Annotated in this window: 15 protein-coding genes; 2 read left to right on the forward strand and 13 right to left on the reverse strand. The window is 66.8% G+C overall.

Going from position 1 to position 15591, the window contains the following annotated elements; genetic code table 11:
• Positions 1 to 48 precede the first annotated feature (48 nt).
• Positions 49 to 414 carry a hypothetical protein gene (locus tag WS68_RS15615; protein WP_059571713.1) on the forward strand — a complete coding sequence of 122 codons (366 nt, stop codon included), beginning with the start codon at positions 49 to 51 and terminating at the stop codon, positions 412 to 414.
• Between the two features lie 367 nt (positions 415 to 781).
• Here the strand turns inward: WS68_RS15615 and WS68_RS15620 are convergent, their stop codons facing one another.
• Positions 782 to 1312, reverse strand: a complete 531-nt coding sequence (locus WS68_RS15620; protein WP_059571674.1) for a lysophospholipid acyltransferase family protein — start codon at positions 1310 to 1312, stop codon at positions 782 to 784.
• A 1-nt stretch (position 1313) separates the two neighbouring features.
• Entirely contained in the window at positions 1314 to 1589 is a 276-nt protein-coding gene (locus tag WS68_RS27695; RefSeq protein ID WP_156429527.1) for a hypothetical protein, read from the reverse strand.
• Between the two features lie 204 nt (positions 1590 to 1793).
• On the opposite strand from WS68_RS27695, the gene ychF reads away from it, so the two are divergent.
• Positions 1794 to 2888, forward strand: a complete 1095-nt coding sequence (gene ychF / locus WS68_RS15625; RefSeq protein WP_059571675.1) for a redox-regulated ATPase YchF — start codon at positions 1794 to 1796, stop codon at positions 2886 to 2888.
• A 179-nt stretch (positions 2889 to 3067) separates the two neighbouring features.
• On the opposite strand, the gene WS68_RS15630 is transcribed toward ychF, so the two are convergent.
• The 11 genes from WS68_RS15630 to WS68_RS15680 all read right to left on the reverse strand — a co-directional run bounded on the left by WS68_RS15630 (position 3068) and on the right by WS68_RS15680 (position 15204).
• Positions 3068 to 3949, reverse strand: a complete 882-nt coding sequence (locus WS68_RS15630) for an SMP-30/gluconolactonase/LRE family protein (protein WP_059571676.1) — start codon at positions 3947 to 3949, stop codon at positions 3068 to 3070.
• A 270-nt stretch (positions 3950 to 4219) separates the two neighbouring features.
• Entirely contained in the window at positions 4220 to 4498 is a 279-nt protein-coding gene (locus WS68_RS15635; RefSeq protein ID WP_231753034.1) for a hypothetical protein, read from the reverse strand.
• A 37-nt stretch (positions 4499 to 4535) separates the two neighbouring features.
• Positions 4536 to 5612 carry a galactofuranose ABC transporter, permease protein YjfF gene (gene yjfF, locus WS68_RS15640; protein WP_059571677.1) on the reverse strand — a complete coding sequence of 359 codons (1077 nt, stop codon included), beginning with the start codon at positions 5610 to 5612 and terminating at the stop codon, positions 4536 to 4538.
• The gene (locus WS68_RS15645) at positions 5609 to 6667 is read right to left on the reverse strand and encodes an ABC transporter permease (protein WP_059571715.1); all 1059 of its coding nucleotides are present in this window, start codon (positions 6665 to 6667) and stop codon (positions 5609 to 5611) included. Before WS68_RS15645 ends, yjfF begins: the two co-directional genes overlap by 4 nt.
• A gap of 14 nt (positions 6668 to 6681) precedes the next feature.
• Entirely contained in the window at positions 6682 to 8196 is a 1515-nt protein-coding gene (locus tag WS68_RS15650; RefSeq protein WP_059571678.1) for a sugar ABC transporter ATP-binding protein, read from the reverse strand.
• Between the two features lie 92 nt (positions 8197 to 8288).
• Positions 8289 to 9251 carry an ABC transporter substrate-binding protein gene (locus tag WS68_RS15655; protein WP_059571679.1) on the reverse strand — a complete coding sequence of 321 codons (963 nt, stop codon included), beginning with the start codon at positions 9249 to 9251 and terminating at the stop codon, positions 8289 to 8291.
• A gap of 100 nt (positions 9252 to 9351) precedes the next feature.
• A complete protein-coding gene (gene araH / locus WS68_RS15660; protein ID WP_059571680.1) occupies positions 9352 to 10350 on the reverse strand; it encodes an L-arabinose ABC transporter permease AraH in 999 nt (332 codons plus the stop codon).
• A gap of 68 nt (positions 10351 to 10418) precedes the next feature.
• Positions 10419 to 11933, reverse strand: coding sequence for an L-arabinose ABC transporter ATP-binding protein AraG (araG, locus tag WS68_RS15665; protein ID WP_059571716.1), 1515 nt, complete (start codon positions 11931 to 11933; stop codon positions 10419 to 10421).
• A gap of 234 nt (positions 11934 to 12167) precedes the next feature.
• The gene (locus tag WS68_RS15670; RefSeq protein WP_059571681.1) at positions 12168 to 13172 is read right to left on the reverse strand and encodes an arabinose ABC transporter substrate-binding protein; all 1005 of its coding nucleotides are present in this window, start codon (positions 13170 to 13172) and stop codon (positions 12168 to 12170) included.
• 89 nt (positions 13173 to 13261) lie between these two features.
• Positions 13262 to 14254 (reverse strand): Gfo/Idh/MocA family protein, encoded by a 993-nt coding sequence (locus WS68_RS15675; protein WP_082710083.1) that lies wholly within the window; start codon positions 14252 to 14254, stop codon positions 13262 to 13264.
• Positions 14255 to 14274: 20 nt separating this feature from the next.
• On the reverse strand, positions 14275 to 15204 hold the full coding sequence (locus WS68_RS15680) for a dihydrodipicolinate synthase family protein (protein WP_059571682.1): 930 nt from the start codon (positions 15202 to 15204) through the stop codon (positions 14275 to 14277).
• Between the last annotated feature and the right edge of the window lie 387 nt (positions 15205 to 15591).

Below are 15591 nucleotides of genomic sequence, written 5' to 3' on the forward strand. Positions count from 1 at the left end.
ATTGCGCGCGTCGGAAAACCGGTCTCGACCACCATCGTGAGCACGGCCATGAGCGACTTAAGCCACCATCTCAATCAACAGGACCGAGTGGAGTTGCTCTGCTGGCTTTGCGTCGGCAACCTCGGTGCGTATTACCTGAACGAAAGCTGGCCCGGCGCGGCGTTCCAAGTGCAGTCGGCGCACAAATGGCTCGATCGGCACGCGCGCGAAGCCGATTGGTTGTCGCTCGCGAAATTGTCGCTCATCGCGCTCGATATCGCGAAGCGGCATGCGGATTTCGTCAACGCGTCGTGGGCACGCGATGCGGTCGAGGAAATTATCGATACCGACGATCTGAATTTCGAATCGCGCCTCGCGCTGCTCGTGCTGGACGATTGCCGCGCGGCGCTCGCCGACCGGCGGATCGCTGATTAGCGTTGCGTTGATGGGCGCCGATTGGTACCGGTTGATGCCGATAGCGCCGGTCAGCATGGGCTAAAGGCGGGTCATGGCGGGTCACGGCGGCGGCCGGCGCGATCCGCTCGGCGGGCAGCGCACACTGCGAGCGGTGCGCTGCCCGCCATCGCCGGCCGGCGGTCAGCAATCGGAACCGTGCCGCGCGGCGGCGCCACTTCGGCCGGCCCCATTCGATGACCGCGGCGATCGGATATCGCTTGGAGCCGCTCCCGCCCGTAGCCCGCTCCCGTCCGTCCACGCGCCACCCGCCCGCCGCCCCGTTGCGCCCGTCACGCAGCAGCGCACCTCCACCGGGCTTAGCGCGAATCAGCCCGCGCGGCACCCGTCATCCTTCGATCCGGATGGGCGGAAACCACTTGTCGCCGTTCTTGCCGAAAATCCGGCAGCGATGCGCGCCGTCGATATGCAGGCGAATGATGTCGACGCCGGATTGCTTCGCGAGCCATTCCACGCCGGGACGCTCGACGAGCGCATTGCCGTCCGGGCTGATACGGCCCTCCGGAAAGACCATGACGCTGTTGCCGTTCTTGAGTTCGCGCAGCAAACGGCGCATGCCGTAGGGCGAACCGGAATCGACGGAAACCATGCGGCCGAGCCCCAGCGCCTGCCCGAGCAGAAGTGCCCAGCGGGTGCGCCTGAGGCGGCGCGAATGCAGCGTATCGATGCAAAAAACGAGCCGCACCGGACTCGCGAAAGCGACGAGCAAACCATCGTGATAGGAAACGTGATTCGCGCAAACGATATGAGGCGACGCTTTCAGGCGCGCCACGGTCTCGTCCGACAAAGAAACGCGGGTTCGAAACAGCCGCAGACCGGCCAAACTCAGCCAGCGCGTGAGAATAAATGTCGATTTCATTTCAGCCTCGTTGCTGAACGCCTAGGCGATCGACTTCCGGCGCAGATCGATTTGGATAACTGAGCGTCAATGACTGAACGATGACGCCGGCAATGCTTCCTGCTGTTGATCTTCGGTGCCGTGCATCGCGGCCGCGAGCCGGCTGCAACGCCATGGAGAGGATGCGGCCACGCTGCGCAGCCGCTACTTTATATTTTTTCCCTGTTTTTTTCACCGTTTTCGGCGATGTTTTAACATTATTAATAAAGTTCGGATTAAATTTTCGGCGGTTAATCATGCTGCAACGCGGAAATTCGATGAATCGGCCGCACGTTTTTCATACCGAAAGAAATTTACCGTCTTCGTGAATACACCCGGTTCGCACGGATTTGATTTGCCGCCGCCGCGCCTCGTCTTTTAGGGCTGGATCGCGGACGAAAGCGGACGGCCGAAAGCGTTACAATCGCTGCTTCACCGAATCTCCGAAATCCCGAAGGAACCCATGAGCCTCAAATGCGGCATCGTCGGCTTGCCTAACGTCGGCAAGTCCACCCTGTTCAACGCGCTGACGAAGGCCGGCATCGCCGCCGAGAACTATCCGTTCTGCACGATCGAGCCGAACGTCGGCGTCGTCGAAGTGCCCGATGCGCGCCTGAAGGCGCTCGCCGACATCATTCAGCCCGAGCGCGTGGTGCCTGCTGTCGTCGAGTTCGTCGACATCGCGGGCCTCGTCGCCGGCGCGAGCAAGGGCGAGGGCCTCGGCAACCAGTTTCTCGCGAACATCCGCGAAACCGACGCGATCACGCACGTCGTGCGCTGCTTCGAGGACGACAACGTGATCCACGTCGCAGGCAAGGTGAGCCCGCTCGACGACATCGAGGTGATCAACACCGAACTCGCGCTCGCGGACCTCGGCACCGTCGAGAAGGCGCTCGCCCGCTACTCGAAGGCGGCGAAGTCGGGCAACGACAAGGAGGCCGCGAAGCTCGTCGCGGTGCTCGACAAGGCGCGCGCGCATCTCGACCAGGGCCGCGCCGTGCGCGGGCTCGATCTGTCGGAGGACGAAAAGGCGCTGCTCAAGCCGTTTTGCCTGATCACCGCTAAACCGGCAATGTACGTGGCGAACGTGAAGGAAGACGGCTTCGAGAACAATCCGCACCTCGACGCGGTGCGCCGGTACGCGGAGGCGGAAAAATCGCCGGTTGTCGCGGTGTGCGCGGCGATCGAGGCGGAAATCGCCGATCTCGACGACGCCGACAAGGAAGCCTTCCTCGCCGATATGGGCATGGACGAGCCGGGCCTGGACCGCGTGATCCGCGCGGGCTTCAAGCTGCTCGGGCTGCAAACGTATTTCACCGCGGGCGTGAAGGAGGTCCGCGCGTGGACGATCCATATCGGCGATACCGCGCCGCAGGCGGCGGGCGTGATCCATACGGATTTCGAGCGCGGCTTCATCCGCGCGCAGACGATCGCGTATGACGATTTCATCGCGTACAAGGGCGAGCAAGGCGCGAAGGAAGCGGGCAAGATGCGCGCGGAAGGCAAGGAGTACGTCGTGCACGACGGCGACGTGATGAACTTCCTGTTCAACGTCTGACACCACGCGCCCAAGCCCGAAGCAAGCCCACCAGCATTCCGGCCTGCTGCGATTCGCATGAAAAAGCCCGCGTAAAGCGGGCTTTTTCGTTTCGTCGCACGTCATCAACGCCTGCAGGTTCGAACCGCGCTGCCACTGCCGCACGCAAGCGCGTGCGTGCGCGGCCGTCCGCCTCTGCATCACCCGCCGACACCAAACACCGGCTCCGCCAGCCCGTACACGCCGGGCTGCGCGGCAAACACACCGCCCGCATGCGGATCGGCCCGGCGCGCGGCATCGGTAAGGTCAACGGCGGCGCTCGTCACATAAAGCGTGCCGAGCCGCGGCCCGCCGAACGCGACGCAGCTCGGCTGACAGGTCGGCACGGCGATGCGCGCGGCCTCGCTGCCGTCATGCGCATATCGCACCACGCGCGATGCGCCCCATTGCGCATTCCACAAATAGCCGTCGCGGTCGACGGTCGAGCCGTCGGGCACGCCGTCGGCGCCGTCCAGCTCGACAAACACCCGGTTGGACGCGAACGTGGGGTAGTCGCACGCATGAATCCGCCGGGTGGGCGAATCGCAGTAATACATCGTCCGGCCGTCCGGCGCGAACGCGATGCTGTTCGAAATCGCGCAGTTCGGCAACGGCAAGCGCTCGAGCGTTAGATCGGCGTTCAGCCGATAGAAGCCGCCGATCGGCTCCGGCTCGTCGACATCATGCTTGGTGCCGAATACGAAACGGCCCTGCCGGTCGCAGCGGCCGTCGTTCAGACGTGTCGGCAAGCCGGGTTCGACATCGACGATCGCCGTCATCGCGGCGTGTTCCGTATCGAAATAGGCCAGATGCGTCGCCAGCCCGAGCAGCAGGTAACGCGGGTTGGTGCACAGCGCGAAGCACGCAAGCCGTTCGGGCATCGGAAACGATACGCTTGTGTTCGTGCTGGGATCGTGGCGCCACAGTTGCCGGCCTTCGATGTCGGTCCAATACAGCAGGCCGCTGCGCCAGCACCAGGTCGCGCCCTCTCCCAGCGCGCACCGGCTGTCGATCAGCAAATCGGCGCGTATCTCGTTCGTCATGCGTTTGTCTCCATCGATGCAACAATCGTTATTCTTGATTCCTGGCCGCCGTAGCGCCGCGGTCCGGCTCCGGCATATCGCGGCCTGTCGAGTCGCGCATCGGCACGATCCGGGTATCTATCGGAGAAGAGCCGGGCGTCTCGCGCCCGGCGCGGTGTCTCGGTGCTCCGGCGCTCAGGCATCCTCCGACGTCTCGGCGCCCCTTCAGCCCGGCGCGGCCGCGCGCGTCACCTCCAAGCCCACCCGGCGCATCCGATGCGCGCCGCTCGATCAATCCGGCACGTCAACCCGCTCCACCGTGCGCAGCAGCCGCAGGATATCGCTCAGCCCGAAGCCGCCGGGGTCGGGCCGCGGCTGGCCATGTTCGGCGGCGATGCGCATCGCGAAATTCAGCGCGTCCGAGCGCTCGCGCAGCAGCAGGCGCAGTGCATCGGCGACGATGCGTCTGTCCGGCGCGCTGCTCAGGTCGAGGACGAATTGTGTCACCAGCGGGGCGGCCGATTCCACGGCGTCCACGGCATCGATGTCGAATCCGGTTTCCGGTTGCATGTTTTTTTCCTCGTTGTCAGGTGGCTCTGAACCCACATCATCTCATCGATACGAGGCCGGCATCATCATCGGCGCCGTTGGGCCGCGACGCCGTGCCGCCCGGCGGCTGCGGCGCGGCGTCGAATCCGCCGCCGGCCGGGCGCCGCGCGGCATGCCGCTCGATGATCCGTTGCAGCAGGCAGAAAGCGCAGAGCAGCGCGCCAATCACGATGCGGGTCCACCACGAGCTGAGCGTGCCGTCGAACGTAATCAGTGTCTGGATCGTGCCGAGTATGCCGACGCCGAACACCGAACCGATCACGTAGCCGACGCCGCCCGTCAGCAGCGTGCCGCCGATCACGGTCGCCGCGATGGCGTCGAGTTCCATGCCTTGCGCCTGCAAGCCGTAGCCCGACAACACGTAAAGCGTGAACACCACGCCGCCGAGCGCCGAGCACAGGCCGCTCAGCGCATACACGCCGATCTTGGTTCGCGCGACCGGCAGCCCCATCAGCAACGCCGAGCGCTCGTTGCCGCCGATCGCGTAGACGTTGCGTCCGAAATGCGTGAAATGCGCGACGTAGATCGCCGCCGCGAGCACCGCGAGCGCGATCAGCGCGCCCGCATTCAGCGCGCCGCCGCCGAGCGGCACGCTCAGGCCAGCGACCGCATGAAACGTCGGCTCGTTGATCGTGATCGACTGCGTGGTGATCAGAAAGCACGCGCCGCGCGCGAGGAACATGCCCGCCAGCGTGACGATGAAAGGCTGCAGGCGGAAATAATGGATCAGCGCGCCCATCGCCGCGCCATACAGCGTGCCCATCGCGAGCACGACCGGCACGACCGCCCAAATGGGCCAGCGCAGCCATTCAGCGCCGAGCGCGCAGAGAATCGTCGTCAGCGCGACGACCGAGCCGACCGACAGATCGATCCCGCCCGATACGATCACGAACGTCATGCCGATCGCCACGATCAGCAGGAACGCATTGTCGACGATGAGCCCCGACAGCACCTGCAGCGAAAAGAACCCGGTGTACATCACGCAGCCGAAGCCGAACAGCACGGCGAACAACGCGATCGTCACGGCGATCGGCAGGACTCGGGGGTCGGCCAGCCGGCCGGTCAGCTTGCTCATGGCGTGCGTGCTCCTGTTTCGGTGGCGGTGCGCGGCCGCGCGAAGCGCAGGTAACGCGCCGCCGCCCGCACGAGCAGCGCGCGCGCCGATTCGGACTGGATCACGCTCACCGCGATCACGACGATCGCCTTGACCACGAGCGTCGCCTCCGGCGGCACGCCGATCGAATAGGTCGTGTAGGTCAGGGTCTGGATGATCAGCGCGCCGAGCACCGTGCCGGCGAGGCTGAAGCGCCCGCCCGCGAGCGACGTGCCGCCGAGCGTCACCGCGAGAATCGCGTCGAGTTCGAGCAGCAGCCCCGCGTGATTGCCGTCGGCGCTGCGCACGTTCGAGCTGGCGATGATGCCGGCGAGCGCGGCCATCAAGCCGCAGAACACGTAGACGCCGAACACGATCGCGCCGGATCGCAGGCCCACCAACCGGGCGGCGACCGGATTCACGCCGATCGACCGGATAAACAGGCCGAGCGCCGTGCGATTCGCGAGCCACGCGGTCACGGCCGTCGCGCCGGCCGCGATCCATATCGCGCACGGCACGGCCGCGAGGTAGCCGCCGCCGAGCGACAGGTAGCCTGGCGCTTCGATCGGAATGATTTGGCCACCCGTGAGCAATTGGGCAATGCCGCGCCCGGCAACCATCAGGATCAATGTGGCGACGATCGGCTGCATTCCGACGAACGCGACCAGCACGCCGTTCCATACGCCCGCCAGCAACCCGACACCCGCCGCCGCGAGCAGCGCCGCGCCGATATCCGCGCGATGCGCCAACGGATGCGCTTCGAGAACCACTGCGGCGGCGGCCCCGGCGATCGCGACCACTGCGCCGACCGAAATGTCGATGCCGCGCGTGGCGATCACGAGTGTCATGCCGAGCGAGACGATCGCGAGCGGCGCCGCGCGGTTCAGGATATCGATCGGCGCGCCGAACAGGTGGCCGTCGAGCAACGTGATCGACAGGAAGTCGGCGCGGTGCGCGACGTCGATCGCGAGCAGCAGCGCAAGCGTCAGCGACGGCCAGGCGAGCGGATGGCGCAACAGCGCGCGCATGAACGTCACAGGTGCCGTGGATGTCATGCGTCGTCTCCTGCAATGAGCCGATACACGCGGTCCTCCGCGATCGCGCCGCCCGACAGCTCGGCAACCTTGCGCCGGTCGCGCAGCACGGCGATCCGATGGCTCACGCGCACCACCTCGGCGATTTCGGACGAAATGAAGAGGATCGCAAGCCCCTTGGCGCACAGCGCCAGCACGCGCTCCATGATGTCGAACTTCGCGGCGATATCGATGCCGCGCGTCGGTTCGTCGAGAATCAGCAGCTTCGGCTCGATGACCAGCCAGCGCGCGAGCAGCACCTTCTGCTGGTTACCGCCCGACAGCAGGCCGACCGGCTGCTCGGCGTCGCGTGCGCTGATGCCGAGCCGCGCAATCCACTCGTCGGCGATCTGGCGCTGGCGCGCGCGGCCGATCATGCGCCACCAGCCGCGCCGCGCCTGCAGCGCGAGAATGATGTTCTCGCGAATCGACAGCGTGGCGACGATCCCCTCTTTCTTGCGATCCTCCGGGCAATACGCGATGCCGTGCCGCACCGCGTCGCGCGGCGACGCCAGTTTCACGGGCCGGCCGTCGATGTGTATCGCGCCCGCGTCGGCGCGCTCGGCGGCGAATGCGAGCCGCGCGGTCTCGGTGCGCCCGGAGCCGAGCAGCCCGGCGAGCCCGAGAATCCGGCCCGCGCGCACGTCGAGATCGACGGGAGGCAGCATGCCGCGCCGCGCCACGCCGCGCATCGACAAGAACGGCTCGGCCGAATCGCCGCCGCGTGCGGCGGCGGGCACGCCGCCGTCGAGCCGCGCGCCCGCCGGCTCGCGGCCCGTCATTTTCGCGACGAGCTGCTCGACGCTCAGCTCGCTGGCCGGATAGTCGCCCTCGCGCTCGCCGTTGCGCAGCACCGTAATGCGATCGGAGATGGCGTAGGTCTGTTCGAGAAAATGCGTGACGAACAGAATCGCGAGCCCCGCCTGCTTCAACCGGCGCAGCACGTCGAAGAGCCGCGCGACCTCGCCGTCGTCGAGGCTCGATGTCGGCTCGTCGAGGATCAGCACGCGCGCGTCGACCGACACCGCCCGCGCGATCGCCACCATCTGCTGGACGGCGATCGGATAGGCGTCGAGCGAGCGCGTGACGTCGATCGACAGCTTCAGATTCGCGAGCGCCTCGCGTGCGCGCGCGTGAATCGTGCGCCAATCGATCGCGCCGCGCCTGGTCGGCTGCCGGCCGGCGAAGATGTTCTCCGCGACAGACAAATTCGGGCACAGATTCACTTCCTGGTAGATCGTCTGGATACCCGCCGCCTCGGCCTCGCGCGGCGTGGCGAAGCGCACCGGTCGGCCGTCGAGGCGAATCTCGCCGGCATCGTGCGCGCATACGCCCGTCAGCACGTTGATGAGCGTCGACTTGCCAGCGCCGTTCTGCCCCATCAACGCATGAATCTCACCCGGCGCGAGGCGCAAGCTCACGCGCCGCAGCGCGCTCACGCCGGGGAAGGTTTTGTCGATGCCGGTCATCTCGAGCACAGGAGCATGCGTCATGTCGGAGCAAACCTCGAGGGTGAAGAAGCCGGCCGTCCTGGCCAGGCAAGCGCGCCGGCGCCCGGCGCGCGCGCGACGCCGCCGTTTCGGCTTCAATACTTGCGGGTCGGCAGCACTTGCGCGGCCACGTTCATCGGGAACACCGTCTCGTTCGTCACGATGCGCTTGGGCAACGGCTTGCCCGCGACCACGTCCTTCACCGCGCTCATCAATTGCGGGCCGAGCAGCGGGCTGCACTCGACATCGACGTTGATCTTGCCGGCGACCATCGCCTGGAAGCCGGCCTTCGTCGCATCGAACGACACGACGCTCACGTCCTTGCCCGGCTTGATGCCCGCCTCCTCCATCGCCTGAATCGCACCGAGCGCCATGTCGTCGTTGTGCGCGTAGACGACGTTGATCTGCTTGCCGTAGCTCTTCGCGAATGCTTCCATCACCTGCTTGCCGCCCGCGAGCGTGAAATCGCCGCTTTGCGACGCGACGATCTTGAACTTCGGATCGTTGCGGATCACTTCCATCAGGCCCGCGTGACGATCGTTGGCGGGCGCCGAGCCGACGGTGCCTTGCAACTCGACGATATTGACAGGCCCCGCGTCGGCCTTGTAGCGCTCCTCGAGCCAGCGGCCCGCCCGCCGCCCTTCCTCGAGGAAATCGGAGCCGATCATCGTCACGTACAGCGATTTGTCTTTCACGTCGATCGCGCGGTCGGTCAGAATCACCGGAATGCGCGCCGCCTTCGCCTCGGTCAGCACCGGCTCCCAGCCGGATTCGACAACGGGCGAAAACGCGATCACGTCGACCTTCTGCGCGATGAACGAGCGGATCGCGCGGATCTGGTTCTCCTGCTTTTGCTGCGCGTCGGAGAATTTGAGCGTGATGCCGGCGTCCTTCGCCGCGTTTTTCACCGACACCGTATTGGCCGTGCGCCACGCGCTCTCGACGCCCACCTGCGAAAACCCAACGGTGATCGGCTTGTCCTGCGCCGATGCCGCGGCACTCACCGCCAGCGCCGAACCGACCAGCGCGCCGAACACGAGCTGCTTGATGGATTTCATGATCTGTCTCCTATGTAGTCGTTATCCAGCAGGGCCGCGCCGCCCGCACCCCGGCGCGGCCTGTTCTTGCACACGCCGCCTGGGTTTCGCGCCGCGCGGATCAGACCGCCCGCCGGCTGCGGCGAAACCGGTCGAACAGCACGGCGAGCAGCAGAATGCCGCCGCGAATCAGGTACTGATAGAACGTCGGCACGTTCATCAAGCTCATCGCGTCCTGCACCGCCCCCATGATGAGCACCCCCACCAGCACGCCCGAGATGGTCGCGACGCCGCCCGTGAGCGACACGCCGCCCAGCACGCACGCGGAAATCACGCCGAGTTCGAGCCCGACCGACGTCTTCGGATCGCCCAAGCTCATGCGCGACGCGAGCATCACGCCGGAGAAGCCCGTCACGAGCCCCTGCAACACGAACACGGCAATCTTGATCCGCGTGACCGGCAGCCCCGCGAGCCGCGCGGCCTCGCTATTGCCGCCGACCGCCAGCACGTTCTTGCCGAACACGGTCTTCTTCAGCAGGAAGCCGAACACGGCAAAGCCGACGATATTGCTCCAAATCGGATACGAGATGCCGAGGAACGAGCCGCCGCCGAGCTCGAAGAAGCGTTCCTCGGAAATCATCACGGCGTCGCCGTTCGACGTCAGAAACGCGAGGCCGCGCACGGCTTCCATCATCGCGAGCGTCGCGATCAGCGAATTGATCTCGAAGCGCGCGATCAGCACGCCGTTCACGAAGCCCACCGCGCCACCCGCGAGCACGCCCGCGGCCACGCCGAGCAGCACGCTGTGCGACTGCGTGATGACCGTGGAGGCGACGACGCCGGAGAACGCGACGATCGACGCGACAGACAAATCGACCTCGCCGAGCGCGAGCACGAACATCATCGTGACGGCGATCGAGCCGATCAGCGTGACCGACAGCAGCAATCCCTGGATGTTGCGCACGGTGAGGAAATCGGGCACCACGGCGCAGAGCACCGCGAACAGCACGACGAACACCACGACGATGCCCGACCGGTTGATCGCGTCCCACACACGCACACGCGGCGCGGCGGTTTCGGTAACAGAGGAGGTGCGCTGAGGTTGCATCGCTTGGCTCATTTCAGGTTCATCCATTCATTCAGGGTTCGGTCCGGCCGCGCGGCGCGGCGCAGCGGCCACGGCGTGCGTCATTGCGGCAACGCGAGCCGGATCAGTTCGTCGGGGCTCGCCTGCGCTTTCGGCACGCAGCCGGCAATGCGCCCCTCGCGCATCACGACGATGCGATCGGACACGCCGATCACTTCGGCAAGATCGCTCGACACCATCACCACCGCGCGCCCCGCTTGCGCGAGTTCATACAGCAGGTTGTAGATCTCGGCGCGCGCGCCCACGTCGATGCCGCGCGTGGGCTCGTCCATCAGGAACACGTCGATGCGCTCGGCGAGCCAGCGCGACAGAATCACTTTCTGCTGGTTGCCGCCCGACAGCGTGCCGATCGGCGTATCGCCGTCGCGCGTCTTGATCGCGAGCTTCGCGATGTAGTCGCGCGCGAGCGCGCGCTCGCGGCGCGTGTCGAGCAGCACGCGCGCGGGGCTGAAATGGCGCCGCACGCTGATGTTCAGGTTGTCGGCAACCGACGCGATCGCGACAATCCCCTCCTGCTTGCGGTCCTCCGGGCACAGCGCGACGCCGGCGCGCACCGCGTCGCGCGGGCTCGCGAACGTGACGCGCTTGCCGTTCAACTCGATGTGGCCCGCGCTCGCGCGCGTCGCGCCGTACAGCAGCTTCATCAGCTCGGAGCGCCCCGCGCCCACCAGCCCGAAAAAACCGACGATCTCGCCGCGCCGTGCGGCGAACGACACCGGCTCGGCCAGCCCCGGGCCGAGCAGCCCCTTGGCTTCGATCAACACGTCGCCGGCCGCGCGCGGGCGATAGCCGTACACGTCATGGATCGAGCGGCCCACCATCGCGCTGATCAGCCGGCGGCGGTCGAGCGTCGCGATCGAGTCGAACGTGTCGATACGCCGTCCGTCGCGGAACACCGTCACGCGGTCGCACAGCGCGTCGACTTCGTCCATCCGGTGCGTGACGTAGATAATCGCGCGGCCTTCGTCGCGCAGCGTGCCGATGATCCGGAACAGGCGCTCGGTTTCGCGCGCGGACAGCGAACTGGTGGGCTCGTCGAACGCGATCACGCGCGCATCGCGCATCAGCGCCTTGCCGATCTCGATCATCTGGCGCTGGCCGATCGACAGCGCCTTGACCGGCGTGCGCGGATCGATACGCTCGCCGAGGCGCTCCAGCTCGCCGAGCGCGCGCGCGACCAGCGCTTTCTCGTCGAGCACGCCGAAGCGGCTCGGCAACTGCCCGAGCATCAGGTTTTCGGCGACGGTCAACTCGGGCACGAGATGCAATTCCTGATAGATGATCGCGATGCCCGCGTCGAGCGCTGCGCGCGTGCTCGCAAAGCGCCGCTCGACGCCCGCCACGCGCAGCGTGCCTTCCCTCGGCTGATTCACGCCGGAGAGCACCTTGAGCAGCGTCGATTTGCCCGCGCCGTTCTCGCCCATCAGGCCGTGCACTTCGCCCGCGCGCACGTCGAGCGAAACCCGGTCGAGCGCGCGCACGCCCGGAAAGCTGACGGTGATGCCGTCGAGTTCGAGATACGCGGCGCGCGCCGCGCTGGTCGTCGTTTCAGTCATCGCGTTTTTCGTTTCATCGCCCACGCTGTTTCATTGCTACGCTGTTTCATCGCCGTATGCTTGCGTCGCTGCGCCGCCTCATGCACCTACATCGATCCATCGCCGCGCCGCTTCATTGCAGTGCCGCTTCATCGCCGCACGCTGCCATCGCCGCGCCGCTCCATGCGCCCACGCCAATCCGCCACCGCGCCGCGCCCGCGCTCACCCGCCTGCGCGGCGCCGGCAAGCCGCCGCTCAGATGCCAAGTTCGGTCCGCACCGCCTTCCAGTTCTCGCGCGTCATCAGCTTGCCGGTGGTTTGCGTGTCGGCGGGCGGCTGCTTGCCGGTGCGAATCCAGTCCACCAGGTTCTGCGCGCTCGCCTTGCCGTGGTTCGTCGAGCTGACCGCAATCGTGCCGAAAAAGCCTGTCGGCTCCTTTTTCTGGAATTCGGCGAACGCCTCGCCCGCGCCGTTGATCCCCACACCGATCACGCTCGCCGCCGGAATATGCAGTTGCTCGGTCGCACGCACGGCGCCGAGCACGGTCTCCTCGTTGAGCGCGAAGATCACCCACTGCTTGATGTTCGGATGCTGCGCGAGCACGGGCGACGCCGCATTGAAGCCGCCTTCGTCGTCCGTGGTCTTTTGCGGCGCGTCGAAGATGTTTTCCTTCTTGAAGCCGCGCGCGAGCAGTGCCTGCGTCGCGCCGTCGGTGCGCAGCTTCGCCGTGGGCAGCTCGTAATCGGTGATGCGCAGCGCGCCGACCTCCTCCGGCTTCCAGCCGCGCTTTTTCATCTCGTCCGAGATCGCGTCGCCCACCTGGTTGCCGATCTTGAATGCCGACATCCCGAGATGCGGCACGCCCGCGAGCGGCTTGCCGGCCGAATCGACCAACTGGTCGTCGACCGTGACGAACTTCATGTTGTAGCGCTTCGCGCGCGCGGCGATCGCCGGCCCGAGCCGCACGTCGGGCGCGCAGATCACGAAGCCCTGCGCGCCTTGCGCGCCGAGATTGTCGATGGCGGCGAGCACCTTCTCGCCGTCGGGCGTGCCGATATTCACGACCGAGAAGCTGGCCTGCTTGCCGAGCGCGGTCGCCGCCTTCTGCTCGTTGATGAACCACGCCTGCTCCGGCATCTTCACCAGAAAGCCAATCTTGACGGGCGCATCCGCCCTCGCCGCCACCTGCATGCCGAGCGGCACCACGCACGCGGCGGCGAGAGCGGCGCGAAGCGTGAGCCGGCGAAATTTGCTGATCATCGTGTGTCTCCAAGGTTTGTGGTTGAAATATCGAATTCATTGCCGGTGCGCGAGCGGCGCAGGCACCCGCGCTCGCGCGCCGGCTCGCATCAGCGGCCGAACGCGTCGGTTTCGACGCGCACGCCAAGCAAAAACGCATCGGCGACGATGCGCAGCGGCCGCACGTCGACATCTTCGCCGCGCCCCGCGATCAATTGCCGGAAATGTTCGTAGAGCGCCGGATACTCGCGCTGCGGCCCGAGTTCCACCGGCCGGCCGGCGATCGAAAGACACTGGCCGCCTTCGCTGATCGACAGCCGTGCATCGCCGGTGTCCACGTCGATTTCCCACTGTTCGACGGGACCGTGGCGCCAATCGAATTCGGCATGCACAGGTACGCCGTCGGTGTCGACGCAGTCGAGCTGCGCGGCGATCGGCGTCGAGCAATCGGCGGGCACGAGCAGCGTGGCTGCGCGCAGCACGAGTTCGCGCGGCAAAATGCGCGTGACGATCGACAACGCATTAATGCCAGGATCGAACACGCCGAGCCCGCCCGGCTCCCAGATCCATTGCTGGCCCGGGTGCCAGCGCCGCACATCTTCCTTCCAGCGCACGCGCACCGCGCGGATCGCGCGTTGCGACAACCATTCGCGCGCCGGCTCGACGGCGCTCGCGAAGCGCGAATGCCAAGTCGCAAAAAGCGTGCGGCCTTGCGCGCGCGCCAGCTCGCGCAGCGCTTCAACCTCGCTCAGCCCCGCGCCCGGCGGCTTTTCCAGCATCACATGCTTGCCGGCGAGCAGCGCCGCGCGCGCCTGCGCGTAACGCACCTGCGGCGGCGTGCACAGCGATACGGCATCCAGCTCCGGCTCGGCGGCGAGCAACGCGTCGAGGTCGGGGTAGTGACGCACGCCGTCGATGCGCGCATGGCGGCTCGCGGCGGCGACAAGCGTAAAGCCGGCGTTGCCGGCGATCGCGGGCAGATGCTGATCGCGCGCGATCTTGCCGACGCCGACGATCGCGATCTTGCAACGCGGCGGCGAGGCGTCGTGGCTATCGCGTGGGCTTGCGGCGCCGACTCCGGCCGGACGTTCGTTCGCATTCATCGCATGGACCCTTTCGGCATTCATTGCGCCCAGCGCAATACGAGCGGGTCAAGCCGCCGCGCGATCGCGATCAGCTCGGCGCGCGTGTGCGGCGACAGCGTCGGCATCGGATGACGCGGCAGCTCGCACGCGATCACGCCGCCCTCCTTCATCAACGCCTTCGCCGCCAGCAGGCCCGCTTGGCGATTCTCGTGATTGATGAGCGGCAACCAGTATTGATAGAGCGTGAACGCATCGTCGGCGCGGCCGTCGCGGTGCGCGTCGACGATCTGGCGGATTCCGTCCGGAAAGCCGCCGCCCGTCATCGCACCGGTCGCGCCGGCGTTCAGATCGGCAAGCAGCGTGATGCCCTCTTCGCCGTCCCACGGCCCCTCGACGGCTTCGCCGCCCAGCCGGATCAGCTCGCGCAGCTTGTTCGCCGCGCCGGGCGTCTCGATCTTGAAATACGCGACGTGCTCGATCTCGCAAGCCATCCGCGCAAGCAGCGGCGCGGACAGCGCGGTGCCAGCGGCGGGCGCGTCCTGAATCATGATCGGGATGTCGATCGCGTCGGACACATGCGCGTAGAACGTGTGAATCTGCGCGTCGGGCACGCGAAACGTCGCGCCGTGATAAGGCGGCATCACCATCACCATGGCCGCGCCGAGCGTCTGCGCGCGACGGCTGCGCTGCGCACAGACCCGCGAGCTATAGTGGGACGTCGTGACGATCACGGGCACGCGGCCCGCGACGTATTCGAGCACGGTACGCGTGAGCACGTCGCGCTCGTCGTCGGCAAGCGAGAACTGCTCGGAAAAATTCGCGAGAATGCACAGGCCGTCGGAGCCGGCGTCGATCATGAAATCGACGGCGCGCTTTTGGCTGACGAGATCCAGTGCGCCGGTCTCGGTAAACGTGGTCGGCACGACGGGAAACACGCCGCGGTAGCGGGGGGAGCGGCTTGCCGTCATCGCGCGGCTCCCGTGACGAGCGCTGGTGATTGCGCTTGGGTTTGCGGGCGCCGCGCCGCAGGGCGGCCGGTCAGCCGGCCGGCCGCGGCTCGCGCGCCGGATGCGAGATCGCCGTCGAATCGGTCACGGTGCGCAGACGGCCGCGAAACGGCAATCCACGCACGGGATGCATCGGATACTCCGGCCGCGCGGAACGCACCGGAACAGGGAAGACGCCGGCATCGCGTCCGACGCTGCATTTTCGTCATGTCGTCTCCTTGGGCTGCGCCGCCTGCCGACTCGCCCGCTTTTTCATCTGCTCTTGTAACTGCGCTTTTGACGGTTTCCTGTCCGTCCGCCGCCTGCGCCCGCGTCTGCCCGATCGCCCGATGCCCGCGGCGCGCTCGG

The sequence above is a fragment of the Burkholderia sp. TSV86 genome, from assembly GCF_001522865.1.
In the GTDB taxonomy this organism is placed as follows: domain Bacteria; phylum Pseudomonadota; class Gammaproteobacteria; order Burkholderiales; family Burkholderiaceae; genus Burkholderia.